At 45.3% G+C, this 24,656-nt stretch carries 23 protein-coding genes; 22 read left to right on the forward strand and 1 reads right to left on the reverse strand.

Annotated features, from left to right (window positions below; all coding sequences use genetic code 11):
• The first annotated feature begins 124 nt into the window (after positions 1–124).
• The 19 genes from iscR to R7P69_RS14965 all read left to right on the forward strand — a co-directional run bounded on the left by iscR (position 125) and on the right by R7P69_RS14965 (position 18,062).
• A complete protein-coding gene (iscR, locus tag R7P69_RS14875; RefSeq protein ID WP_005381720.1) occupies positions 125–631 on the forward strand; it encodes a Fe-S cluster assembly transcriptional regulator IscR in 507 nt (168 codons plus the stop codon).
• A gap of 28 nt (positions 632–659) precedes the next feature.
• Positions 660–1,874, forward strand: coding sequence for an IscS subfamily cysteine desulfurase (locus R7P69_RS14880; RefSeq protein WP_005381719.1), 1,215 nt, complete (start codon positions 660–662; stop codon positions 1,872–1,874).
• Positions 1,875–1,912: 38 nt separating this feature from the next.
• Complete coding sequence (gene iscU / locus R7P69_RS14885; RefSeq protein WP_005381718.1) at positions 1,913–2,296, forward strand: Fe-S cluster assembly scaffold IscU; 384 nt, start codon at positions 1,913–1,915, stop codon at positions 2,294–2,296.
• A gap of 70 nt (positions 2,297–2,366) precedes the next feature.
• Positions 2,367–2,690: an iron-sulfur cluster assembly protein IscA gene (iscA, locus tag R7P69_RS14890; protein WP_005381717.1), complete on the forward strand. Its 324-nt coding sequence runs from the start codon at positions 2,367–2,369 to the stop codon at positions 2,688–2,690.
• A gap of 55 nt (positions 2,691–2,745) precedes the next feature.
• Positions 2,746–3,261 (forward strand): co-chaperone HscB, encoded by a 516-nt coding sequence (gene hscB / locus R7P69_RS14895; protein ID WP_042521163.1) that lies wholly within the window; start codon positions 2,746–2,748, stop codon positions 3,259–3,261.
• 21 nt (positions 3,262–3,282) lie between these two features.
• Positions 3,283–5,136: a Fe-S protein assembly chaperone HscA gene (gene hscA / locus R7P69_RS14900; RefSeq protein WP_017820567.1), complete on the forward strand. Its 1,854-nt coding sequence runs from the start codon at positions 3,283–3,285 to the stop codon at positions 5,134–5,136.
• 13 nt (positions 5,137–5,149) lie between these two features.
• Positions 5,150–5,488 carry an ISC system 2Fe-2S type ferredoxin gene (gene fdx, locus R7P69_RS14905; protein ID WP_005381713.1) on the forward strand — a complete coding sequence of 113 codons (339 nt, stop codon included), beginning with the start codon at positions 5,150–5,152 and terminating at the stop codon, positions 5,486–5,488.
• 44 nt (positions 5,489–5,532) lie between these two features.
• Positions 5,533–5,727 (forward strand): Fe-S cluster assembly protein IscX, encoded by a 195-nt coding sequence (gene iscX / locus R7P69_RS14910; RefSeq protein WP_005381711.1) that lies wholly within the window; start codon positions 5,533–5,535, stop codon positions 5,725–5,727.
• A gap of 161 nt (positions 5,728–5,888) precedes the next feature.
• The gene (gene pepB, locus R7P69_RS14915) at positions 5,889–7,187 is read left to right on the forward strand and encodes an aminopeptidase PepB (RefSeq protein WP_238952215.1); all 1,299 of its coding nucleotides are present in this window, start codon (positions 5,889–5,891) and stop codon (positions 7,185–7,187) included.
• A 95-nt stretch (positions 7,188–7,282) separates the two neighbouring features.
• Positions 7,283–7,708 carry a nucleoside-diphosphate kinase gene (gene ndk, locus R7P69_RS14920; protein WP_042521171.1) on the forward strand — a complete coding sequence of 142 codons (426 nt, stop codon included), beginning with the start codon at positions 7,283–7,285 and terminating at the stop codon, positions 7,706–7,708.
• 372 nt (positions 7,709–8,080) lie between these two features.
• Complete coding sequence (locus R7P69_RS14925; RefSeq protein WP_017633913.1) at positions 8,081–9,208, forward strand: bifunctional tRNA (adenosine(37)-C2)-methyltransferase TrmG/ribosomal RNA large subunit methyltransferase RlmN; 1,128 nt, start codon at positions 8,081–8,083, stop codon at positions 9,206–9,208.
• 436 nt (positions 9,209–9,644) lie between these two features.
• Complete coding sequence (gene rodZ / locus R7P69_RS14930) at positions 9,645–10,595, forward strand: cytoskeleton protein RodZ (RefSeq protein ID WP_005383707.1); 951 nt, start codon at positions 9,645–9,647, stop codon at positions 10,593–10,595.
• Positions 10,596–10,601: 6 nt separating this feature from the next.
• Positions 10,602–11,720: a flavodoxin-dependent (E)-4-hydroxy-3-methylbut-2-enyl-diphosphate synthase gene (gene ispG / locus R7P69_RS14935; RefSeq protein ID WP_005381699.1), complete on the forward strand. Its 1,119-nt coding sequence runs from the start codon at positions 10,602–10,604 to the stop codon at positions 11,718–11,720.
• A gap of 26 nt (positions 11,721–11,746) precedes the next feature.
• Positions 11,747–13,015: a histidine--tRNA ligase gene (gene hisS / locus R7P69_RS14940; RefSeq protein ID WP_005381698.1), complete on the forward strand. Its 1,269-nt coding sequence runs from the start codon at positions 11,747–11,749 to the stop codon at positions 13,013–13,015.
• A gap of 126 nt (positions 13,016–13,141) precedes the next feature.
• Entirely contained in the window at positions 13,142–13,756 is a 615-nt protein-coding gene (locus tag R7P69_RS14945) for a YfgM family protein (protein ID WP_238952216.1), read from the forward strand.
• A 12-nt stretch (positions 13,757–13,768) separates the two neighbouring features.
• Positions 13,769–14,929: an outer membrane protein assembly factor BamB gene (gene bamB, locus R7P69_RS14950; RefSeq protein ID WP_005381696.1), complete on the forward strand. Its 1,161-nt coding sequence runs from the start codon at positions 13,769–13,771 to the stop codon at positions 14,927–14,929.
• 167 nt (positions 14,930–15,096) lie between these two features.
• Positions 15,097–16,593 carry a ribosome biogenesis GTPase Der gene (gene der, locus R7P69_RS14955; protein WP_017820569.1) on the forward strand — a complete coding sequence of 499 codons (1,497 nt, stop codon included), beginning with the start codon at positions 15,097–15,099 and terminating at the stop codon, positions 16,591–16,593.
• A gap of 59 nt (positions 16,594–16,652) precedes the next feature.
• Positions 16,653–17,528: an alanyl-tRNA editing protein gene (locus R7P69_RS14960; protein ID WP_115386389.1), complete on the forward strand. Its 876-nt coding sequence runs from the start codon at positions 16,653–16,655 to the stop codon at positions 17,526–17,528.
• Positions 17,529–17,837: 309 nt separating this feature from the next.
• Complete coding sequence (locus R7P69_RS14965; protein ID WP_012842112.1) at positions 17,838–18,062, forward strand: zinc ribbon domain-containing protein; 225 nt, start codon at positions 17,838–17,840, stop codon at positions 18,060–18,062.
• Between the two features lie 13 nt (positions 18,063–18,075).
• On the opposite strand, the gene xseA is transcribed toward R7P69_RS14965, so the two are convergent.
• Entirely contained in the window at positions 18,076–19,407 is a 1,332-nt protein-coding gene (gene xseA, locus R7P69_RS14970; RefSeq protein ID WP_017633909.1) for an exodeoxyribonuclease VII large subunit, read from the reverse strand.
• Between the two features lie 231 nt (positions 19,408–19,638).
• Between xseA and guaB the strand changes: the two genes are divergently transcribed.
• The 3 genes from guaB to R7P69_RS14985 all read left to right on the forward strand — a co-directional run bounded on the left by guaB (position 19,639) and on the right by R7P69_RS14985 (position 24,447).
• Positions 19,639–21,105: an IMP dehydrogenase gene (gene guaB, locus R7P69_RS14975; RefSeq protein ID WP_017633908.1), complete on the forward strand. Its 1,467-nt coding sequence runs from the start codon at positions 19,639–19,641 to the stop codon at positions 21,103–21,105.
• A 99-nt stretch (positions 21,106–21,204) separates the two neighbouring features.
• The gene (gene guaA / locus R7P69_RS14980) at positions 21,205–22,758 is read left to right on the forward strand and encodes a glutamine-hydrolyzing GMP synthase (RefSeq protein ID WP_005381685.1); all 1,554 of its coding nucleotides are present in this window, start codon (positions 21,205–21,207) and stop codon (positions 22,756–22,758) included.
• A gap of 165 nt (positions 22,759–22,923) precedes the next feature.
• Positions 22,924–24,447 carry a Na+/H+ antiporter NhaC family protein gene (locus R7P69_RS14985; protein WP_005381684.1) on the forward strand — a complete coding sequence of 508 codons (1,524 nt, stop codon included), beginning with the start codon at positions 22,924–22,926 and terminating at the stop codon, positions 24,445–24,447.
• Positions 24,448–24,656 lie beyond the last annotated feature (209 nt).

Genomic DNA, 24,656 nt, shown 5'->3' on the forward strand with positions numbered 1-24,656 from the left:
TGAATAATAACCACTTTAGATGTGAGGATGAATACCTGAGTAAAATGGTCAAATAAATACTTGACCAAATTACTCAGGTATGGAAAAATCTTAACCATTACAAACCATGTGGATACGGTGTGGTATGAAACTTACATCTAAAGGAAGATATGCGGTGACAGCCATGCTGGATGTGGCACTGCATTCGCAACAAAACCCTGTACCTCTAGCTGATATTTCAGAGCGTCAAGGGATCTCGCTCTCTTACTTAGAGCAGCTATTTTCAAAATTGCGTAAAGCAGGTCTCGTTGCCAGCGTTCGTGGTCCTGGTGGTGGTTACCGACTTGGTGCCGACGCTCACAGTATCGCTATTGGTACCGTGATTGCTGCCGTTGATGAGTCAGTAGATGCAACCAAATGCCAAGGTAAAGGAGATTGCCAAGGTGGAACACGTTGCCTTACTCACACGCTGTGGCGTGACCTAAGCTCTCGCATTAGTGACTTTTTGAATAACATCACTCTTGGTGAGTTGATGACAGACAATGAAGTACTCGAAATTTCTGATCGTCAGGACATTGATCTGGCGGTAACCCATGGGCTATCAAACAAAAATACAACCGCCGCGCCCATCGGTGTAAACGTCCGCTCTTAGCGGTCAGCTTTTTACATTGGAGTAGAGAATGAAACTGCCGATTTATCTTGATTATTCCGCTACATGTCCAGTTGATCCACGTGTTGCTGAAAAAATGGTTCAGTACATGACAATGGATGGCACATTTGGCAACCCAGCGTCACGTTCGCACCGTTACGGCTGGCAGGCAGAAGAAGCGGTCGATACTGCTCGTGAGCAAATTGCTGACCTTCTAAATGCAGATCCTCGCGAAATCGTATTTACATCTGGTGCGACAGAATCAGACAACCTTGCGATTAAAGGTGCAGCGCACTTTTACTCGAAGAAAGGCAAGCACGTAATCACTTGTAAAACAGAGCACAAAGCCGTTCTTGACCCATGTCGTCAACTTGAGCGTGAAGGCTTTGAAGTGACTTACCTTGAGCCAGAATCAAATGGCTTGATCGATCTAGAGAAGCTTAGAGCAGCCATGCGTGATGACACCGTGCTTGTGTCTATTATGCATGTAAACAACGAGATTGGTGTGGTTCAAGACATTACAGCGATCGGCGAACTGTGCCGTGAGCGTAAAATTGTTTTCCACGTGGATGCTGCGCAATCTGCTGGTAAATTACCAATCGACGTTCAAGAGATGAAAGTTGATCTAATTTCACTTTCTGCTCACAAAGTTTACGGTCCTAAAGGTATCGGTGCACTTTACGTACGTCGTAAGCCTCGTATTCGTCTTGAAGCGCAAATGCACGGTGGCGGTCATGAGCGTGGTTTCCGCTCTGGTACACTTCCTACTCACCAAATCGTAGGTATGGGTGAAGCATTCCGCATTGCAAAAGAAGACATGCAAAAAGATTACGATCATGCTTTAGCGCTTCGTAACCGTCTTTTTGATGGCGTGAAAGACTTAGAAGCAGTGACGGTAAACGGTGACTTTGAGCAGCGTGTACCACACAACCTAAACATCAGCTTCGCATTCGTAGAAGGTGAATCACTACTAATGTCGCTTAAAGATCTAGCGGTATCTTCTGGTAGTGCTTGTACGTCTGCAAGCCTTGAGCCTTCTTACGTTCTTCGTGCCCTAGGCATGGATGACGAATTGGCTCACAGCTCGGTTCGTTTCTCGTTTGGTCGTTTCACGACTGAAGAAGAAATTGATTACGCAATTGAACAAATCCGCGTTGCAGTGACTAAGCTACGCGACATGTCTCCTCTATGGGATATGTACAAAGAAGGGATTGATTTGAGCACTGTTGAATGGGCTCACCATTAATCTCAGGGATTGAAATAGAGGATTCGAGGTAATTTATCATGGCATACAGCGAAAAAGTAATTGATCACTACGAGAACCCACGTAACGTTGGTTCATTCGATAAAGAAGATCCATCAGTAGGTAGCGGCATGGTTGGCGCTCCTGCGTGTGGTGACGTAATGAAGCTTCAAATCAAAGTGACACCTGAAGGTATCATCGAAGATGCGAAGTTCAAAACATACGGTTGTGGTAGTGCAATCGCATCAAGCTCACTAGTAACTGAGTGGGTAAAAGGTAAGTCAGTTGATGAAGCGGCAGCAATTAAAAACTCTGAGATTGCTGAAGAGCTAGAGCTTCCACCAGTGAAAGTTCACTGTTCTATTCTTGCTGAAGATGCAATCAAAGCAGCGGTTGCTGACTACAAGAAAAAACACCAAGAATAATTATTCCGTAATATAATGGGAGCTTTGACGCTCCCATTCCAATCGAAATTTAGACAGACTAAGGTGCAGTATGGCCATCACAATGACAGAATCAGCGGCAAGTCGCGTAAGAGCATTCCTAGATAACCGAGGCAAAGGTATCGGTTTACGTCTTGGAGTGAAGACGACTGGTTGTTCCGGCATGGCATACGTACTTGAGTTTGTTGATGAGCTCAATGAAGAAGACGAAGTATTTGAACTCTCTGGAGTGAAAATTATCATCGATCAAAAGAGCTTAGTGTACCTAGATGGTACTGAATTGGATTACGTGAAAGAAGGGTTGAATGAAGGTTTTGAATTCAACAACCCTAACGCGAAAAGTGAATGTGGTTGTGGTGAAAGCTTCAACGTCTAATTGATTGTCCTTCTGGGCAAACGAGTCCGGAAGGCTTTACTAGGACCCGAACTTAATGAATCACTTTGAATTATTTGGGCTACCAAGTCAGTTTAAGCTGGATGGTAGCCTTCTTTCTTCTCAGTTCCGAGAACTACAAAAACGCTTCCACCCGGATAACTTTGCAACGGGCTCAGAACGTGACCGTTTGATGGCGGTGCAAAAGGCGGCGCAAATCAACGATGCCTATCAAGTTCTGAAAAATCCTATTTCTCGCGCCGAGTATATCCTCGCTGAGCAAGGTGTTGAGATCCGAGGTGAACAGCAAACAATGCAAGATCCGATGTTCTTAATGGAGCAAATGGAACTGCGCGAAGAACTGGAAGAGATTGCTGACAACTCCGATCCTGAATCGGCGCTTTTTGACTTCGACTCTAAGGTCAGCAAAATGTACAAACAGCATCTGGCAAGCGTCGAGCAAGAGCTTGATGATGGTCTATGGGCTGAAGCCGCAGACCGAGTTCGTAAGCTAAAATTCATTGCCAAACTAAAGAACGAAATTGAGCTAGTCGAAGACAAACTCCTCGGCTAGTAAGCGTGACAAGGACCTATCATGGCACTACTTCAAATCGCAGAACCGGGCCAAAGCTCGGCACCTCATGAGCATAAGTTAGCAGCGGGTATCGACTTAGGTACTACCAACTCTTTGGTTGCTTCTGTACGTAGCGGCGATGCAACTCCACTTGCGGACGAGCAGGGCCGTACTATTTTACCTTCAGTCGTTAATTACGCTGAGGAAACGTTAACGGTCGGCCACGAAGCCAAAGCCAAAGCAGAGTTTGAACCAGAGAACACGATTATCTCTGTAAAACGTTTGATCGGTCGTTCATTAAAGGACATTCAGTCCCGTTACTCTTCACTTCCTTATCGTTTTAAAGAGAGTGAAAACGGCCTGCCAATTTTGCAAACACCTCAAGGTGACAAAAACCCGATTGAAGTATCTGCGGACATCCTAAAAGTATTGGGTAAGCGAGCTGAAGATACGTTAGGTGGTGAGTTAGCAGGTGTCGTTATTACCGTTCCTGCTTACTTTGATGACGCGCAACGTGCAGGTACAAAAGATGCGGCGAAATTAGCTGGTCTTCATGTTCTCCGTCTACTTAACGAACCAACCGCTGCGGCAATTGCTTATGGCCTAGACTCAGGTCAAGAAGGTGTGATTGCGGTTTACGATCTAGGTGGCGGTACTTTTGATATCTCTATCCTACGTTTATCGAAAGGCGTATTTGAAGTATTAGCAACAGGTGGCGATTCTGCATTAGGCGGTGACGACTTCGACCATTTATTTGCCGATTATTTAATGGAGCAAGCGGGTCTAGAAGCGCCGCTTTCTGCAGAAAAGAACCGTACACTGTTGAACATTGCTACTGAAGCTAAGATTGCTTTCTCTGAGCAAGACAGTGTTGACGTTGACGTTTTTGGTTGGAAAGGCACCGTGACTCGCGAGCAGTTCGAAGATCTGATTCGTCCGCTAGTGAAGAAAACACTGATGTCTTGTCGTCGCGCATTAAAAGATGCGGATGTCGACGCAGATGAAGTACTCGAGGTCGTCATGGTTGGCGGCTCAACCCGTACATTGTTGGTTCGTGAAATGGTAGGCGAGTTTTTTGGTCGCACACCTCTGACAAGCATTAACCCAGATGAAGTTGTTGCAATCGGTGCGGGTATTCAAGCTGATATCCTAGCGGGTAACAAACCTGACTCTGAAATGTTGCTTCTTGATGTGATTCCACTGTCGCTCGGTATTGAAACCATGGGTGGTTTGGTCGAGAAGATCATCCCCCGCAACACTACGATTCCCGTTGCGCGTGCGCAAGAATTTACCACATTCAAAGATGGCCAAACGGCGATGAGTGTTCATGTGGTACAAGGTGAACGTGAAATGGTTGATGACTGTCGTTCACTTGCTCGCTTCTCGTTAAAAGGTATTCCTCCGATGGCAGCGGGTGCGGCACATATTCGCGTGACTTACCAAGTTGACGCAGATGGCCTTCTTTCTGTTACGGCAATGGAGAAGAGCACTGGTGTTCAATCAGAGATTCAAGTAAAACCTTCTTACGGCTTAAGTGACAATGAAGTGGCGGATATGTTGCGTGATTCAATGACGCACGCAAAAGAAGATATGCAAGCTCGTGCCTTAGCTGAGCAGCGTGTTGAAGCCGACCGAGTGATAGAAGGTTTGATTGCAGCGATGCAAGCTGATGGTGATGACTTACTATCAGAACAAGAGAAACAAAACTTGATTAAAGCCATCGAAGCCTTGATTGAGCTGCGTAATGGTGATGATGCAGATGCGATAGAGCAAGGCATTAAAGATACCGATAAAGCGAGCCAAGATTTCGCATCACGCCGTATGGATAAATCGATTCGAGCTGCGTTGTCAGGTCAATCAGTAGACGATATATAAGAGATAAGTAGTTATGCCTAAGATTATTGTATTACCACACGACGATTTGTGCCCAGAAGGTGCAGTGTTGGAAGCAAACTCTGGTGACACCGTTCTAGACGTAGCGCTAAAAAACGGTATCGGTATTGAACATGCGTGTGAGAAGTCATGTGCGTGTACTACCTGCCACGTAATCATCCGTGAAGGTTTTGATTCACTCGAAGAAAGTGAAGAACTAGAAGACGACATGCTAGATAAAGCGTGGGGTCTAGAGCCTGAGTCACGCCTAGGGTGTCAGGCGAGAATTGCTGATGAAGACTTGGTAGTAGAAATTCCTAAATACACACTCAACCACGCTTCAGAAGATCACTAAAACTATCTCCCCAATATAGGGAAGAAGCAAAAGGAAGATGAGCAATGAAATGGACAGATTCTCGCGATATCGCGATTGAACTTTGTGACAAGTTTCCAGATGTCGATCCAAAAACAGTGCGTTTTACCGATCTTCATCAATGGATCATGGAGTTAGATGAGTTTGACGATGAGCCAAACCGTTCTAATGAAAAGATTCTAGAAGCCGTTATCATGTGCTGGATGGACGAAGCGGACTAAGTCTGTAAAACACAGCCTAGTTAACAATTCTTACTAAAAAAAGCGGACCTTTAGGTCCGTTTTTTTATCCAATTGACATTTTTGCCCTACATAATGCTAACATCCGTGAGTTATTAAAAAGAAGCAGCGTAGGCAACGCTGCTATAAGACAAGGAGAAACCATGTCTACACAGATGTCTGTATTTTTAAGTCAAGAGTCGGCAGCACCACATTGGGGTGAAAAAGCACTGCTTTCATTCGCTGAAAACGGCGCAACTATTCACTTAGGTGAAGGTCATGATCTCGGCGCAATTCAACGTGCAGCTCGTCAGCTAGATGGCCAAGGAATTCGTCCTATTTTTCTTTCTGGTGATAACTGGGATCTAGAGAGCGTATGGGCTTTCCACCAAGGGTTCCGTAACCCTAAAAAACATGGCTCAGTTGAGTGGGCAGCATTGTCTGATGAAGATCAAGCAGAGCTTCAAGCTCGTATTACTTCGACTGATTTTACCCGCGATATTATCAACAAAACGGCAGAAGAAGTTGCTCCTCGTCAGCTAGCGACAATGGCTGCTGAATTCATCAAATCTGTTGCGCCGAAAGGCACGGTGACAGCACGTATCGTCAAAGACAAAGACTTGTTGGCAGAAGGTTGGGAAGGTATTTACGCAGTAGGCCGTGGTTCTGAGCGTACTTCTGCGATGCTTCAGTTAGACTACAACCCAACTGGTGACGAAAACGCACCTGTATTCGCATGTCTTGTGGGTAAAGGCATCACCTTTGATTCCGGTGGTTACAGCTTGAAGCCTTCTACCTTCATGAGTGCTATGAAAGCAGATATGGGTGGCTCGGGTACTATCACTGGTGGCCTAGGATTAGCTATCTTGCGCGGTTTAAACAAGCGCGTAAAACTGATCTTGTGTTGTGCTGAGAACATGGTTTCTGGCCGTGCCCTTAAGCTTGGCGACATCATCACTTACAAAAACGGCAAAACCGTTGAGATTATGAATACCGACGCGGAAGGTCGCTTGGTGCTTGCAGACGGTCTTATCTACGCCAGTGAGCAAAAGCCTGAGTTAATCATTGACTGCGCGACGCTAACAGGCGCAGCGAAGAATGCGTTAGGTAACGATTACCATGCGCTAATGAGCTTTGATGATGAGCTATCGCATCAAGCGCTTACGGCGGCAAGCCAGGAAAAAGAAGGCTTGTGGCCGCTACCACTTGCTGATTTCCATCGAGAAATGTTGCCATCTAATTTTGCCGATTTATCGAATATCAGCTCTGGTGATTATTCTCCAGGTGCAAGTACTGCAGCTGCGTTCTTGTCTTACTTCGTTGAGGACTACAAAAAAGGCTGGTTACATTTCGACTGTGCGGGTACGTATCGTAAAGCCGCTTCTGATAAATGGGCTGCGGGAGCAACGGGTATGGGTGTCCGTACACTTGCTCGTTTCCTCAATGAGCAAGCTGGAAAATAAGATTGATTGCAGCACTCTCTTGTTTGAGTGCTGCTCTTACCCAGTAAGTCACTTTAAAAGCACAACTATTATTACAAGTACAGAAAGGAAATTTTATGGCTCTAGAAAGAACATTTTCAATCATTAAGCCTGATGCTGTAGAGCGAAACCTAATTGGTGAAATCTACAATCGTATTGAAAAGGCTGGCCTACGTATCATCGCTGCCAAAATGGTTCACCTGACAGAAGATCAGGCAAGCGGCTTTTATGCAGAGCATGAAGGTAAAGAGTTTTTCCCTCCTCTAAAAGAGTTCATGACATCTGGTCCTATTATGGTTCAGGTATTGGAAGGTGAAAATGCGATTGCACGTTACCGCGAGCTAATGGGTAAAACCAACCCAGAGGAAGCGGCATGCGGCACTTTGCGTGCTGATTACGCACTCAGCATGCGTCACAATTCAGTTCATGGTTCCGATAGCCCTGAGTCTGCCGCTCGTGAAATTGAGTTTTTCTTCCCTGAATCAGAAGTTTTCTCTCGCTAACTCGTTCATGCATCACTTTTGCGTGATGATCTAGTTCGTAACAACCTCGGATTTGTCCGAGGTTTTTTATTCCGTGTTCTCCATTTCATCGGCGAGTTCATTCGTAAGTACTCGCGAAGACGTTGGCTAATCTGAGCACCTTACAGGGGGAAAGCTTAGTTACGTGTGTTTCTTCTCACTGCTTTCTCTGCACCACTTCTACGCTTTTGCTGTCGGTTGTCTAATCATTATTCTCACCGTAAAGTCTGATTAAAATTTAATCGTTTTTATTTTAATGCCTTAGCAAACTCAGGGTCTTACACCCCTTGTTGTAGCTGAATAAAGGCTGTACAATTCGCGCCCTTATTCTTGTTTCAGTCATTGAGAGGCAACATGACCACTGAAAAAATCAATCTACTCGACTTTGATCGCAAAGGCATGCGTCAGTTTTTCGCGGAAGAACTTGGCGAGAAAGCGTTTCGTGCCGATCAGGTTATGAAGTGGATCTACCATTTCGGTGTAGATGACTTCGAAAAAATGACAAACATCAACAAGAAGCTGCGCGAAAAGCTTTTACACAAGTGTGAAATTAAAGCACCAACTGTAGCAGAAGCTCAGCATTCTTCAGACGGCACGATCAAGTGGGCAATGAAGGTTGGTGATCAGGATGTAGAAACGGTTTACATTCCAGAAGATGATCGCGCAACGCTTTGTGTATCTTCTCAAGTAGGTTGTGCATTGGAATGTAAGTTCTGCTCAACAGCACAGCAGGGTTTTAACCGTAACTTGAAAGTTTCAGAGATCATCGGCCAGGTGTGGCGTGCTGCACGTGAAATTGGTCTTGAGAAAGAAACAGGCCGTCGCCCAATTACGAACGTGGTGATGATGGGCATGGGTGAGCCGCTTCTTAATATGAAGAACTTGATTCCAGCACTGGAGTTAATGTTGGATGATCTTGGCTTTGGTTTGTCGAAGCGTCGCGTAACCGTATCAACATCAGGTGTGGTTTCTGGTCTTGATCAGATGACGGGCAAAATCGACGTTGCGTTGGCGATCTCTCTTCATGCGCCAAATGATAAGCTGCGTAGTGAAATCATGCCGATTAACGATCGTTGGGATATTCAAGATTTCCTAGCATCCGTTCGTCGTTACATTGCTTCATCGAATGCAAACCGTGGCAAGGTAACAGTCGAGTACGTGTTGCTTGATCATGTGAACGATGACATGGACCATGCACGCGAGCTGGCTGAATTGATGAAAGACACACCATGTAAGATTAACTTGATTCCGTTTAACCCGTACCCAGGTTCACCTTACAAGAAACCAAGTAACTCACGTATTGATCGCTTCCAAAAAACATTGATGCAATACGAGCACACAGTTACGGTTCGTAAAACACGTGGTGATGACATTGATGCCGCATGTGGTCAGTTGGTCGGTGATGTAATTGACCGAACTAAACGTACGGCAATGCTGAAAGCGTCACGCGGTGCCGATACCATTGAAGTGAAAGCTGTATAAACGACCGGAATTCAAAAATAGCCAGAGCCATTCGCTCTGGCTATTTTGTTTATTGTTTAGGACATTTTCGCCAAGATTTGGGACTATCACTCTTCAACCTAAGGTTATTTGGGTATAATTTCGAATTCCTTTGTCAAAGTTTGGACAAAAGCTTGAGCTATCTGTTAGTTTGAGTGTAAAGAGTTTTTGTCTTCGTTGCGCATTCGCTTATCATGATATGTAACACTAACGATGACACCGATAATTCTCAGCACTTTCTCACATACGTTTTGCTGATTTTTGCAAAACGGGTATTCGCACTCAGATCGCTGAGAGTTTCTTAAAATTATTATTTTTGGTTAACGCGTTTAGGCTAGCTATCTTTTAAAGAGGCTTAAGAACAATAACGAAAATACATGACCACGTTAGCCACTAAAACAGATTAAATACCGCCATTATGACAGAACACGAAAATACGAATGAAGTGCCACTCTCTATTGAAGCTGGCACATTACTGAAAAACAAACGTGAATCCTTGGGAATGAGCCAAAAGCAAGTTGCCGATCGCCTGAGGCTTCGCATTTCTGTGATTGAAGATATTGAAAATAACCGATTTGAATCTCAACAAGTCGCGACATTTACGCGTGGTTACTTACGCTCTTACGCTAAATTCGTAGGTCTTGATGAGAAGGTGGTTTTGACGGCGTTAGAGCAGACTGCCGATGCTCAGCCTCAAGAGCAAGAAATTGAAATGCAAAGCTTCTCTCGTAAAACAAAAGACGAGAAGCACAATAGCCGTATTATGCTCCTTACTTGGGTTATCGGGCTAGTCATTATTGGCATTTCAGCTGCATGGTGGTGGCAAAACCAACAAGAGAATAGCCTAACTAAGGAAGTAACGGATTCAAGTGTTGAAGCGCCGCAGCCCACTGCTCAAGAATTAGCTGATATCGATTTGATGACGGCTGAAGAGTTAATCGCAAGCACTCCTGAAGAAGTTGCTTCAACTAATGAAGGTGTTGCTGAATTGACTGAAGCACCCGTTGAGCAAGGGGCGGATCCTTTGCTGACTGAAACTGAAAATACAACAAGCGTAGATTCTGAAGAACCTGTTGCCGTGATTGAAGCGGCGGAAGAGGAACAGCCTGCGCCAGTAGTACCTGAAGGCATGACACTTCTTACTATGAAGTTTAAAGCGGACTGTTGGATTCAAGTAAAAGACACCAATGGTAAAACGCTGGTAAGTGGTACTCATAAGCCAGGACAAGATGTAGAACTTACCGGAAAAGCGCCATTTAAAGTGATATTAGGCGCACCGGAAGGGGTTACAATGACATTTGCAAGTGAACCTGTCGACCTTTCTGGGTATACTTCAGGCAAAGTAGCTAGATTCACTCTACCGTTATAAAAAATTATGCAACACGAATCTCCAATTATTCGTCGTAAATCGACGCGTATTTATGTGGGTGATGTGCCAATTGGTGATGGTGCGCCAATTGCAGTACAGTCAATGACTAACACTCGCACGACTGACGTAGAAGCGACAGTCGCTCAAATCCGAGCACTAGAAAAAGTCGGCGCAGATATCGTTCGAGTTTCTGTACCTACGATGGACGCAGCAGAAGCTTTCAAACTGATTAAACAGCAAGTTTCTGTACCATTAGTGGCTGATATTCATTTCGACTATCGTATCGCGCTGAAAGTTGCGGAGTACGGAGTTGACTGTTTACGTATCAACCCAGGTAACATCGGCAATGAAGAGCGCATTCGCGCTGTTGTTGATTGCGCTCGCGATAAAAACATCCCGATCCGTATTGGTGTCAATGGTGGATCTTTGGAAAAAGATCTACAGATGAAATACGGTGAGCCTACGCCAGAAGCCTTGGTTGAGTCGGCGATGCGTCACGTAGATCATCTCGATCGTCTTAACTTTGACCAATTTAAAGTTAGCGTGAAAGCTTCAGACGTTTTTCTTGCGGTGGATTCATATCGTCTGCTGGCGAAGAAAATCGATCAGCCTCTTCATTTAGGTATCACAGAGGCGGGTGGTGCTCGAGCTGGCGCTGTTAAGTCATCTGTTGGCTTAGGTATGCTGTTATCTGAAGGGATAGGCGATACGCTGCGTATCTCTTTGGCTGCCGATCCAGTTGAAGAAATCAAAGTTGGTTTCGACATCCTTAAATCTCTGCGCATTCGCTCTCGAGGCATCAACTTTATTGCGTGCCCAAGCTGCTCACGCCAAGAATTCGATGTGATTGGTACGGTGAATGCACTGGAGCAACGTTTAGAAGACATCATCACTCCAATGGATGTGTCTATCATCGGTTGTGTGGTAAACGGCCCTGGTGAAGCAGAAGTTTCTCACTTAGGTCTAGCAGGTAGTAACAAGAAGAGCGCATTCTACGAAGATGGTAAACGCCAGAAAGAGCGCTTTGATAACGATGACCTTGTGAATAAGCTAGAAGCTAAGATCCGTGCGAAAGCAGCTATGATGAATGGCGAAAACCGCATCGAAGTTAAAGTACAAGATTAATCTCAACGAGAATTACGGTAAGTATTGTGGCAAAAACAATTCAAGCAATTCGAGGCATGAACGATTGCCTCCCAACTCAGTCGCCACTGTGGCAAAAATTAGAAAACACAGTGAAAAATGTAATTAGCGCATACGGTTATAACGAAGTGCGCATGCCAATCGTTGAAGAAACAAACCTATTCAGCCGCGCTGTTGGTGAAGAAACAGACGTCGTTTCAAAAGAAATGTACACTTTTGATGACCGTAACGGCGACAGCCTAACACTTCGCCCAGAAGGTACGGCGGGTTGTGTACGTTCATGTATCCAAAACAGCCTGATCAACCGTGATGAACAGCGTCTGTGGTACATGGGGCCTATGTTCCGCCATGAACGTCCGCAGAAAGGTCGTTACCGTCAATTCCACCAGTGTGGTGTTGAGGTGTTTGGTCTAAATGGTCCAGATGTTGATGCAGAGCTTATCATGATGACGGCGCGTCTATGGCGTGAGCTAGGTATCAATGAACATGTTCGTCTTGAGCTGAACTCTATCGGTTCTCAAGAAGACCGCGCAGACTACCGTACTGCACTGGTTGCATTCCTTGAGCAACATATTGATGTGCTAGATGAAGATTGTAAGCGTCGCATGCACACGAACCCACTGCGTGTTCTGGATACGAAGAACCCAGACGTTCAAGCTATTTTAGGTGATGCGCCTCGCCTTTCAGATTACTTGGGTGAAGAATCTAAAGCACACTTCGCAGGTCTATGTGAACTTTTAGACGCCGCAGGTATCAAATACACAGTTAACGAACGTCTAGTTCGTGGTCTGGATTACTACAATCGCACGGTATTTGAGTGGATCACCGAGAGCCTAGGTGCTCAAGGCACTGTATGTGGTGGTGGTCGTTACGATGGCCTTGTAGAGCAATTAGGTGGTAAACCAACACCAGCGGTTGGCTTTGCAATGGGCCTAGAGCGTCTAGTACTGATGCTAGAAACGTTGGAACTGACAGACGTTCGTCGCAGTGTTGACGTGTACGTAGTCACAGCGGGTGAAGGCACCATGATGGCAGGAATGAAGCTAGCAGAACAGCTTCGCGAGTCTGTTCCAGGCGTTCGTGTGATGAATCACTTCGGTGGCGGTAACTTCAAGAAACAGTTTAAACGCGCAGACAAAGTTGGTGCTGTTGTAGCATTAGTTCTGGGTGAAAACGAAGTTGCGGATAATACCGTAGTACTGAAAGACTTAGCTGGTGGTGAGCAAGAGACTTACAACCAAGCAGAAGTTGCAGAAAAGATCGCAGCACTGATTTAAGTCTTTTAGTAATCTAACAAAATTACATCCTAGTTCGTAAGCTAAGGCTCCCAAATGTGGAGCCTTTAAACGAAATAGGAACAATGGCAGCTAAGCTGCCATTTACATGTTTTAAGAGGACAGGAAGTGGAACTTTACGATACTGAAGAACAACAAGTTGAAGCCATTAAAGACTGGTGGAAGGAAAACGGCAAAGCCGTCATCATCGGTGCGGTTGTTGGTTTAGGTGGTCTATTCGGCTGGCGTTACTACCAGGATTCTGTGATTCAGGCGAGTGAAGCAGCTTCTCAAAGCTACACGACAGCAATGAATGCTTTGCAAGACAAAGGCACTGATGCTCAATCTGACGTGAAAGCTTTCATTGAGTCAAATGAAGTAAAAGAATATTCAGTATTGGCTGCGCTACAACTTGCTAAAGCACAAGTTGAAGCTCAAGACCTTTCTGCTGCATTGGAGCAACTGAAGTGGGCGCAAAGCAACACTCAAGATGCTGCGTTGTTACCATTGATTAGTTACCGCATTGCGCGTATTGAGACGGAAATGGGTAACTTCGACGCTGCAACGGCAGAGCTAAGTAACGTCACTGATACAGCATGGACAGGTCGTATTGCTGAACTTCGTGGCGATATTGCGATTCGCCAAGGTGACAAAGATGCTGCGTACGCTGCGTATACTGAAGCTCAGCAAGCGGCAGATGCAAGCCCGACACTACAAATGAAATTGGACGATCTGGCGAAATAAGGACCGCATTGGATGAAAAGAGTCTTTAAGAAAGCCTTGCTAGGGGCGTTAACAATGGGAGTACTTGCCGGTTGTGCAGGTGAGAAAGACACCATTGTAATGGCGCCACTACCTCAGGTAGACAGTCAGTTTACAACCAGTAGTGAGTGGAGCACATCGGTTGGCGATGGTGTCGGTCATTACTTTTCAAAGCTATCCCCTGTATTTGCGAATGATACATTGTTCGTGGCAAGTCGTGATGGCTTAGTAAAAGCGCTGGATCCTGAGAATGGTAAACAACGTTGGCAAACGGACCTAGAAGAAGATGTCATTGCTCGTCTCTCTGGTGGTATCACAGCGGCATACGGAAACCTTTACATTGGCTCTGAGAATGGTGAAGTCATCTCTCTTGACCAAGAAACAGGTGAAATTGTTTGGCGTGTAAAAGTTGGTGGTGAGGTACTGGCGAAGCCAGTTGCAGATTCAGGCCTTATTATCATCAATACTAGCCGAGGCATGTTGATTGCCCTTAATGAGAGTACAGGTGAGCAACGCTGGGCATTGAGTACAGAAGTGCCGAACTTAACTTTACGTGGCGACAGTACTCCGACTGCAATTGGTGGCGGTGTATTTTGGGGAACGGCAAATGGCCGACTCGCAGCTGCTATCGTTGAGCGTGGTCAGTTGATTTGGCAACAGCCTGTTGGTACGCCAAAAGGCGCGACAGAAATTGATCGTTTGGTTGACGTTGATTCATCGCCAATTGTGCTAGGCGGTACTCTTTTCACCATTGGATACAATGGCCAACTTATCGCTATTGACTTGCGTTCAGCGAACCCGATTTGGAAGCGTAATTACTCATCTGCGACAGACATTTCTACAGATGGTAGTCGCATCTTTGTGATAACGGAAAAAGATCATGTTGTTGCCGTTGATTCACGAAGCGGAACTGAGTTGTGGGAAAACAGCTTGCTTGAGCACCGACAACTTACAGCGCCAGTTATTGTTGGCAATTATCTCGTTGTCGGTGACACGCTTGGTTACCTTCACTGGATGGATCGTTCAACGGGCGAATTTGTTGCGCAGCAGTTTGTCGATGATAGTGGCTTGGCAGTTGGCCCGACGTTATTGTCGGATGGTTATGTGATTACAACTCGCAACGGCGATGTAAAGAAACTAACCATTAACGAATAATATCGTGATATAATTCACATTCGGCTCCTGGCTGGTGACAGCTAGGAGCCGTTTTGTTGTTTGAATTTATTAACCCTGACGTGGTTATAGGTAAAAATCTGGTTTGATTTGGCATCGAGCAAGTCGTTACCTATAACTACAGAAGAAAGATTATTGTAGAGGTTGTTATGGTACCTGTTGTAGCTCTAGTAGGGCGTCCGAACGTAGGTAAATCTACACTATTTAACCGATTGACTCGCACTCGTGACGCGTTGGTTGCGGACTTTCCAGGCCTAACGCGAGACCGTAAATATGGCCAGGCGAGACTTGGTGAAGAGCACGAATTCATTGTGATTGATACCGGTGGTATCGATGGCACAGAAGAAGGCGTGGAAACAAAGATGGCAGAACAGTCATTAGCCGCGATTGATGAGGCTGATGTTGTGTTGTTCCTTGTTGACGGTCGTGCTGGTCTGACACCTTCAGATGAAGCAATTGCTGCGCATCTGCGTAAAATTGAAAAGCCAGCGATGCTGGTAGTAAACAAAATCGATGGTATTGATGCCGATGCGGCGTGTGCTGATTTTTGGCAGCTCGGAGTGGATGATATGTACCAGATTGCGGCTGCTCATGGCCGTGGTGTGACCGCTTTGCTTGAGCGTGCTTTATCTCCATTCTTTGATGATCTATTAACAAGTGAATCTGAAGAAGGTGAGATTGAAGACCTGACTGGATTCGAAGACGAAGAGCCTCTTGTTGAAGATTACACTGAAGAAGACGCAGAAGCTGAATTCAAGCGCCTTCAAGAGCAGCCGATTAAGTTGGCGATCATCGGTCGTCCGAATGTAGGTAAATCGACACTGACTAACCGTATTCTGGGTGAAGAACGTGTAGTTGTATACGATATGCCAGGTACAACGCGCGATTCTATCTACATCCCGATGGAACGTGATGGACGCGAATACGTACTAATTGACACCGCAGGTGTTCGTCGTCGTGGTCGTATCAATGAAACGGTTGAAAAGTTCTCTGTTGTTAAGACGCTGAAAGCGGTAGAAGATGCAAACGTCGTTCTACTGGTGATTGATGCACGTGAAAATATTTCAGACCAAGACCTAAGCTTGCTTGGTTTTGCACTGAATGCTGGCCGCTCAATTGTCATCGCCGTTAACAAGTGGGATGGTCTAGACAGTGACGTGAAAGAAAGCGTGAAGAAAGAACTGGACCGCCGTCTAGGATTCGTCGATTTCGCGCGTATCCACTTTATCTCTGCGTTGCACGGTACTGGCGTTGGTCACTTATTTGAATCTATTCAAGAAGCATATAACTCGGCGACAACGCGTGTGGGTACGTCAGTACTGACGCGTATCATGAAGATGGCAGTGGATGATCACCAGCCGCCAATGGTTCGTGGTCGTCGTATCAAACTCAAATACGCACACGCAGGTGGTTACAACCCACCGATCGTTGTTATCCACGGTAACATGGTTCGTGAATTACCAGATTCGTATAAACGTTATCTGATGAACTACTTCCGTAAGTCTCTGGAAATTATGGGAACACCGATTCGCATTAACTTCCACAACAGTGATAACCCATACGAGAACCGTACGAATAAGCTTACGCTATCACAAGAGCGTAAACGTAAGCGTATGATGTCGATGGTGAAAAACCGCAATAAATAATGAAATTCGAATACCCAAGTTTCTACTTGGGTATTTTTTTATCAAAAGTAATCGTAAAAATGACTATCACAGCAACAAAGACTCGTTTTTGTCATCAAACATGGCAATTAGAAGCACAAATACAGCTCGTTCAATCTACGGAAGAAGTGACTTACGTTATTACAGATGTCACGCCGTTCCATCCCGTTAGTCACATATGGCCGGATCACCCTGCAGACAAAGGAACGTTGAAGGTGAATGGGGCTGAGCATGACGTAGTAGATTGCCAAGTTGGAGCAGTGGAGCAGGAGAGTGGTGCTTTGTATGTGGGTAGTGACATCCCTGTAAAGCGTGATGCTGAAGGTTGGGTGTTTGTCGTCGTGCATGTTTTATCACGTACGGAATCATTTGCAATTAATGACTTGGTAACATTAGCGGTAGATAAAGACTATCAAAATGCTTTGAGTCGAGGCCACACAGCAGGACACTTAGCGTATTTGGCGTTGAATAAAGTACTAGCGGAAGACTATTGGCGAAAAGACGCAGACCGCAAAGACCCACATGGTTATTATGACTTTAATAGCTATGCGCAAGTCACGAGTTATGTCACTCCAGACAAGTGCCTCGATACGTACCGTTTAGGCAAAACACTCCGTAAAAGAGGATTAAACAGTGCAGATATGCTGAATGACCTCCAGGCGATTGCAGAAAAAGTGAATGGCCAACTGGTTGAATGGCTTCAAAGAGATGCGATGATCACCATGGAATGCCACGGCGATAGATTAACGGATTCTCGCTATTGGAAGTGCGATTTAGGGGAAGGTCAATTAGCGGTAATCCCTTGTGGTGGAACGCATGCGAGCCATTTAAATGAGTTTGCTTTTATCCAAGTTAAACTCGTTGAGCTCGACGCTCAAACTATCGAAATGCACACCAATGTAAACACTGCTTTTTGAATAAGATCTTTTTATTAAATTCTGATTTTTCGTTTAATTAAATCTCTCTAAGGTTTTTTATTCTGTCTTAAATTGGAATGCAGAATATGTAACTTATGCTTTCGGTGTGTGGTTATATAAATATTCTTTTAAGGGGTGATCGCTGATCAAGGAGTAAATATCAGACGATCAGTATAAGATCCTACGTATCAAGTATGGTTAACGCCTCGTGAAACTTGTTGGGGCGGTGATGAAGATCAACATACTTGTTCGTTATTTTGAGTAGCATGCGTTACTCGAAATTGCTTAGTTTAGAGAGAGGAACGGGATATGCAGCAGAACATTTGCCCGACTTGCAATGTCGAACTGGAATGGACAGGACAATACCATTGTGCACAGTGTGAATCGGATTTTAAAAAAGTAGGTTTTTGCCCTGATTGTGAGGCGGAGCTGGAGAAGCTGCAAGCATGCGGTGCTGCGAGTTACTTTTGCAATGTGTGTAATGAACTCAAGTCAAAATCACGTGTCCGATTTGAGTTCCAGAAAATCAGTTAACCAGAGTTTGTATTCAGTTAACGGTAGAGCGAACGTCGCCTTCGGCTAATCGAGTAATCAATACATCTCCCGATTTTACATCTGAAGATTGCGTAATTACTTTTCCTTGCTCAGTTTGAGTAATTGAGTAACCTCGTTTCAATGTCGCTAGTGGGCTGACGGTGTCTAACTTCTCTGCAGCAATCGCGAGTTGATGGCGCATAGTCAGTAACTTGCGATCCATTGCATCCATGAGCTTTTGCTCAACACGTTCTAGCTTCGACTTCTGCTCGGCAAGGCGTGTTACAGGAGAATTTAATTGCAGCCGATAATGTTGACGCTCGATTCGCTGTTGACGCAAGGCAATAAAACGACTCATCGCTCGCTGTAAGCGCATGTCCAACTCATCTAACTGTTGCGTCTGACGTTGCAAGCGATAGCTTGGGTGCTGTCTCTCTAGACGGTGCACTAATTGAGCAGATTGCTGCTTTTGTTGTGCTAGGTAGTAACGCATCGCGCTCGCTAACTTATGCTGGCGGGTAACTAAAGCTTGATCTTTGTGGCTGTTATCACGGCTTACTAGCTCAGCGGCTGCTGATGGAGTAGGCGCGCGTACGTCGGCGACAAAATCAGCTATTGTCACGTCAACTTCATGTCCAACGGCGCTAATAATAGGAATTTGGCTTGCTGCAATCGTGCGAGCTAATATCTCGTTGTTAAAGCACCATAAGTCTTCTAATGAACCACCACCTCGGCCCACAATTAGCACATCACATTCATCACGGCTGTTAGCGCGACCAATGGCTTGTGCAATTTGAATGGCTGCGTCCTCACCTTGTACCACTGTCGGATAAATCACAACAGGTAGGGAAGGATCACGACGTTTCAATACGTCTAAGATATCGTAAAGCGCGGCACCAGTTTTCGATGTGATGACGCCAACACGTTTAGGGTGCTCAGGCAAAGATTGCTTATTGATTTGCGCGAACAACCCTTCTGCTGCAAGCTTCATTTTCAGCTCTTCAAACTCTTGTTGAAGACGGCCATCACCTTCCGGTTGCATGCTTTCGATGATCAATTGGTAGTCACCGCGAGGCTCATAAAGAGAAAGACGAGCTTTTACTAGGACTTGATTACCGTTAGCGGGCTTGAAAGTAACGCGGCGATTGTTACCACGAAACATGGCACATTTAACTTGAGCGCGAGAGTCTTTAAGAGTGAGGTACCAGTGACCAGAGACAGGAGCTGAAAAGTTGGATATCTCTCCGACGAGCCAAACGATCCCCATTTCGTTTTCAAGGAGTAAGCGAACTTCTGCGTTGAGACGAGAAACAGTAAAGATGTTTTGATTGGTCTTGGAGAGCACAGCTAATCTCTTAGACGTGAGTATGGAAATTAGCGGCAATATAATACATAGCAAGGGGGTAATTGCAAGAAAAAAATTAAAAAATTTGTGGTCAAGCGATTGCGTTAACCGTATAATCCCTCCGCAATATCTAATCCAAATGTAGCCAACAACCTAAAACTGGTTACCCTCATTATGCGAAACGATGAGATTGGATTGTCTTTTTACTCCTCTAATTGTGAGATATTGCAAATGCTAAGAATTGCCAAAGAAGCGCTGACATTCGATGACGTACTACTTGTGCCAGCACACTCCACCGTTCTCCCAAACACAGCTGATCTTCGCACTCAGCTAACTAAGAACATCACCCTAAACATCCCAATGATTTCAGCGTCTATGGACACTGTTACTGAAGCTCGTCTAGCAATTGCGCTAGCGCAAGAGGGTGGCATTGGCTTTATCCACAAGAACATGTCTATTGAGCAGCAGGCAGCCGAAGTTCGTAAAGTTAAGAAGTTCGAAGCTGGTATGGTAACTGACGCGGTTACTGTAAACCCTGACGCGACCATCGCTGATGTTGTTGCACTCACTGAAAAGCATGGTTTTGCAGGTTTCCCTGTTGTCACTGAGAGCAATGAGCTTGTTGGTATTATCACTGGTCGTGACGTTCGTTTTGTGACGGACCTTTCTAAGAAAGTATCTTCAGTAATGACGCCAAAAGAGAAGTTGGCAGCAGTTAAAGAAGGTGCAACACGAGAAGAAGTGCAAGAGAAAATGCACGAAGCTCGTGTAGAGAAAGTATTGGTTGTGAATGATGAGTTCCAACTAACCGGTATGATTACTGCGAAAGACTTCCACAAAGCAGAACGTAAACCAAACGCATGTAAAGATGAGCGTGGTCGCCTACGTGTTGGCGCAGCAGTTGGTGCTGGTGCGGGTAACGAAGAGCGTGTTGCTGCTCTAGTTGAAGCAGGCGTTGACATTCTACTTATCGACTCTTCACACGGACATTCTGAAGGTGTACTAAACCGCATCCGCGAAACTCGCGCTGCTTACCCAGATCTAGACATCATCGGTGGTAACGTAGCAACAGGTGCTGGTGCTAAAGCACTAATCGAAGCTGGCGTAAGCGCAGTGAAAGTTGGTATCGGCCCTGGTTCTATCTGTACAACTCGTATTGTAACGGGTGTGGGAGTTCCACAAATCACTGCAATCGCAGATGCGGCAGAAGTGGCTAATGATTATGGTATTCCGGTTATTGCTGACGGTGGTATCCGTTTCTCAGGTGATATCTGTAAAGCAATCGTAGCTGGCGCATCATGTGTGATGGTTGGTTCTATGTTTGCTGGTACTGAAGAAGCGCCGGGTGAAGTGATTCTATACAATGGCCGTTCTTACAAGTCTTACCGCGGCATGGGTTCTCTTGGTGCTATGTCTCAAGGTTCTTCTGACCGTTACTTCCAGTCTGACAACGCAGCGGACAAGCTAGTACCAGAAGGTATCGAAGGTCGTATCGCATACAAAGGCCGTCTAAAAGAGATCGTACACCAACAAATGGGTGGTCTACGTTCAAGCATGGGTCTAACTGGTTCTGCAACTATCGAAGATATGCGTACGAAAGCTGAATTTGTACGTATCTCTGGTGCTGGTATGCAAGAGTCTCATGTACACGATGTTCAAATTACTAAGGAAGCACCGAACTACCGTCTAGGGAACTAATTACCCAACGGAAACGTTTGCTTTTTCCTTGAAGCATTAAGAAGAGGCGAGTACACTCGCCTCGGTTTTAATCACTTAGCCTTAAAAAGACTGCTCAAAATGACTAAAAATATCCATGACCAACGTATTCTGATCTTGGACTTCGGTTCTCAGTACACTCAATTAGTAGCACGCCGCGTACGTGAAATCGGCGTTTACTGTGAACTATGGAGCTGGGATGTAGAAGAAGCGGATATTCGCGAATTCAACCCAGATGGCATTATCCTATCTGGCGGTCCAGAAAGCGTAACGGAAGAGAACTCTCCACGCGCGCCTCAATATGTGTTTGATTCTGGTGTTCCTTTGCTTGGCGTATGTTACGGCATGCAAACCATGGCGGAACAGCTAGGAGGCAAAGTAGCGGGCTCTAACGAACGTGAGTTTGGCTACGCTCAGGTTAAAGTTTCTGGTGAATGTGCTCTATTTAAAGACCTTGAAGCAACTCAAGACGTTTGGATGAGCCATGGCGACAAAGTAGTAGAGATCCCAGCCGATTTCGTAAAAGTTGGTGAGACAGACACTTGTCCTTACGCTGCGATGGCGAACGAAGAGAAGAAATACTACGGTGTTCAGTTCCACCCTGAAGTGACACACACAAAAGGTGGCCTACAAATGCTTGAGAACTTTGTTCTTGGCGTATGTGGCTGTGAGCGTCTATGGACTTCGGAATCTATCATCGAAGACGCGGTTGCTCGCATTAAAGAGCAAGTGGGTGACGACGAAGTTATCCTAGGTCTATCTGGTGGTGTTGATTCATCGGTAGTCGCGATGCTGGTTCACCGTGCAATCGGCGACAAGCTAACGTGTGTATTTGTTGATAACGGTTTACTTCGTCTAAACGAAGGTCAACAAGTAATGGATATGTTCGGCGACCAATTTGGTTTGAACATCATCAAAGTTGACGCTGAAGAACGCTTCCTAAAAGCACTTGAAGGCAAGTCTGACCCAGAAGAGAAGCGTAAGACTATCGGTCACGTATTCGTAGATGTATTCGATGAAGAGTCTAAGAAGCTGAAAAACGCGAAATGGCTAGCTCAAGGTACGATTTACCCTGATGTAATCGAGTCAGCTGCATCTAAGACTGGTAAAGCGCACGTGATCAAATCGCACCACAACGTAGGCGGTCTTCCAGATGACATGGAAATGGGTCTTGTTGAGCCACTACGTGAGCTGTTCAAAGATGAAGTACGTAAGATTGGTCTAGAGCTAGGCCTGCCTTATAACATGCTTTACCGCCACCCATTCCCAGGTCCAGGTCTAGGTGTTCGTGTTCTTGGTGAAATCAAGAAAGAATACTGTGACTTGCTACGCCGTGCTGATGCTATCTTTATTGAAGAACTGCACGCAGCTGATCTATACAACAAAGTATCTCAAGCGTTCACGGTATTCCTACCAGTACGTTCTGTTGGTGTAATGGGCGATGGCCGTAAGTACGATTGGGTTGTGTCTCTACGTGCGGTAGAAACTATCGACTTCATGACTGCTCATTGGGCACACCTACCATACGACTTCCTAGGTAAGGTATCTAACCGTATTATCAACGAAGTTGATGGCATTTCTCGTGTTGTTTACGACATTTCAGGTAAGCCACCAGCGACTATCGAGTGGGAATAATTTTCCTCTAGACTGTTGAGTTTATAAGAACCAGCCTTCGGGCTGGTTTTTTTGTACTTCAAGTTTGTGAAGAGGTGGCTCAACTTTTTTGTGAGAGATATATACATGCGGTTAAATTAAATATATATTCATTTTAATTGTTTGATTATCATAAATGGTATTGCTATGGAACAGGCTGACGTTACCTCTCTCATTCCCATCCTTATTACTCTTTTCCTCGCGCTGACCACAAGAAATGTCGTTGTTGGTTTATTCGCGGGTGTGGTGAGTGGTGTCGCTATGCTCGAAGGGACATTTGTCGAAAAAGGGCCACTAGACTCGTTTAGTGCATTGATGAAAAGCTATCTACTGCCGCAATTAACTGACAGCTACAATGCGGGCGTCATTTTGCTCTTGGTCTTTATTGGTGGCTTTGTTGCCTTGATGGAGAAATCTGGCGGTGGTGTGGCGTTTGCTAAAAAGGTTACTCAATGGGTTGCGAGTAAATGCCAAGCTCAACTGTCCGCATGGTTCGGTGGTGTGGTTATTTTCTTCTCAGACCTTGGTACACCACTGATTGTTGGCCCTGTTTTTCGCCCTTTATTTGATAAGTTAAAAGTATCACGCCAAAAATTAGCTTTTATTATCGACTCTACTTCCTCTCCCGTCGCAATCTTGATCCCTTTTATCGGATGGGGCGTTTACATCATGGGATTGATTCAAAAAGAGTTTACTGCCCTGAATGTCAGTATGAGTGATTGGGATGCTTTCATTGGTGCGATCCCGTATCAGTTTTACGCCTTTCTTGCGATCGCGATTGTGCCGATTGTCTCTTTCTTCAAATTAGATTTCGGACCGATGGCGAAGGCTGAACAACTAGCAGAGCAGGGCTCCGACTTTGGGAAAGTGCAGGAGTCCATGAATGTGTTTACGCATAAAAATGCAAAATCTAGTTTTGTATGGGCACCTTTGCTCGTTATGCTGGTGGTTCTATGTACCATCCTCGTGCCACACGGTTTTCCATTTCAAAAAGTGGCAGGATCAACGTTTAGGGCTGCACTTTCTTCTGCATATTTCTTCGCGGCCTTCACTTTAATTGCGCTGATGGCGTTTTATGGAGTAAGAAAGCTTTCGGATGGTATTCAGGTTTATCTGAAAGGGATGTCAAACATGATGTCAGTGGCGGTGATTCTGGTATTGGCTTGGGCGCTTAGCTCGGTTGGGAAAGAATTAGGTGCAGCTGCATACATTGCTGAACAAGCTCAAGCCGGTTTCCCTTACTGGTTATTGCCAGCGGTTGCGTTTTTACTGGCCGGTATTATCTCGTTCGCTACGGGATCATCTTGGGGGACGTTTGCCATCATGATGCCATTAGTGATCCCAACTGCCGTCGCGATTGATGCACCACTGTTGGTTTGTATTGGTGCGGTATTATCTGGTGGCTTGTTTGGCGATCACTGTTCTCCCATCTCTGAAACTACGATTTTGTCGTCGACAGGAGCGGGGTGTGAACAGTATGAGCACTTCCGTACACAATTGCCTTACGCATTACTCAATGGAATGATCGCATTGGGGTGTTTTCTTTTAGCTGGAATTAACGCCTCACCAGTGATTGTGCTTGCCGCAATTATTTCTCAGTGTGTGGTTTATTTTGTGCTGTCTAAACAAAAGTCAACCGCGAAGCTAGAGGTGGTTTCGGCAGAACAATAAAGAGAGAAGCATCACAAAGCGGAGGCTCACAGGGTCTCCGCTTTTCTTTTGAGTCAAGGTAACATTTTTCTTGTGACAAAATGTGTGTGAGGACCTATTTATTCATTTTGTCTCGCAGAATCAACGTACTTGGCTCGGTGTTTCGTATATATGATCCACTATATGTCTAGTTATTCCTCGTATATTGTATTGTTGAAATCCGGAGACTA

The organism is Vibrio sp. 661 (genome assembly GCF_033339315.1).
GTDB lineage: Bacteria > Pseudomonadota > Gammaproteobacteria > Enterobacterales > Vibrionaceae > Vibrio > Vibrio alginolyticus.

Excerpts from the sequence above, each read along its gene's own strand:
- hscA (WP_017820567.1), top strand. The coding sequence starts at position 3,283 with ATGGCACTACTTCAAATCGCAGAACCGGGCCAAAGCTCGGCACCTCAT.
- rodZ (WP_005383707.1), top strand. The coding sequence starts at position 9,645 with ATGACAGAACACGAAAATACGAATGAAGTGCCACTCTCTATTGAAGCT.
- guaB (WP_017633908.1), top strand. The coding sequence starts at position 19,639 with ATGCTAAGAATTGCCAAAGAAGCGCTGACATTCGATGACGTACTACTT.
- iscX (WP_005381711.1), top strand. The coding sequence starts at position 5,533 with ATGAAATGGACAGATTCTCGCGATATCGCGATTGAACTTTGTGACAAG.
- hscB (WP_042521163.1), top strand. The coding sequence starts at position 2,746 with ATGAATCACTTTGAATTATTTGGGCTACCAAGTCAGTTTAAGCTGGAT.
- fdx (WP_005381713.1), top strand. The coding sequence starts at position 5,150 with ATGCCTAAGATTATTGTATTACCACACGACGATTTGTGCCCAGAAGGT.
- bamB (WP_005381696.1), top strand. The coding sequence starts at position 13,769 with ATGAAAAGAGTCTTTAAGAAAGCCTTGCTAGGGGCGTTAACAATGGGA.
- ispG (WP_005381699.1), top strand. The coding sequence starts at position 10,602 with ATGCAACACGAATCTCCAATTATTCGTCGTAAATCGACGCGTATTTAT.
- iscU (WP_005381718.1), top strand. The coding sequence starts at position 1,913 with ATGGCATACAGCGAAAAAGTAATTGATCACTACGAGAACCCACGTAAC.
- ndk (WP_042521171.1), top strand. The coding sequence starts at position 7,283 with ATGGCTCTAGAAAGAACATTTTCAATCATTAAGCCTGATGCTGTAGAG.
- der (WP_017820569.1), top strand. The coding sequence starts at position 15,097 with ATGGTACCTGTTGTAGCTCTAGTAGGGCGTCCGAACGTAGGTAAATCT.
- R7P69_RS14985 (WP_005381684.1), top strand. The coding sequence starts at position 22,924 with ATGGAACAGGCTGACGTTACCTCTCTCATTCCCATCCTTATTACTCTT.
- iscA (WP_005381717.1), top strand. The coding sequence starts at position 2,367 with ATGGCCATCACAATGACAGAATCAGCGGCAAGTCGCGTAAGAGCATTC.
- guaA (WP_005381685.1), top strand. The coding sequence starts at position 21,205 with ATGACTAAAAATATCCATGACCAACGTATTCTGATCTTGGACTTCGGT.
- pepB (WP_238952215.1), top strand. The coding sequence starts at position 5,889 with ATGTCTACACAGATGTCTGTATTTTTAAGTCAAGAGTCGGCAGCACCA.
- R7P69_RS14880 (WP_005381719.1), top strand. The coding sequence starts at position 660 with ATGAAACTGCCGATTTATCTTGATTATTCCGCTACATGTCCAGTTGAT.
- R7P69_RS14925 (WP_017633913.1), top strand. The coding sequence starts at position 8,081 with ATGACCACTGAAAAAATCAATCTACTCGACTTTGATCGCAAAGGCATG.
- R7P69_RS14960 (WP_115386389.1), top strand. The coding sequence starts at position 16,653 with ATGACTATCACAGCAACAAAGACTCGTTTTTGTCATCAAACATGGCAA.
- R7P69_RS14965 (WP_012842112.1), top strand. The coding sequence starts at position 17,838 with ATGCAGCAGAACATTTGCCCGACTTGCAATGTCGAACTGGAATGGACA.
- iscR (WP_005381720.1), top strand. The coding sequence starts at position 125 with ATGAAACTTACATCTAAAGGAAGATATGCGGTGACAGCCATGCTGGAT.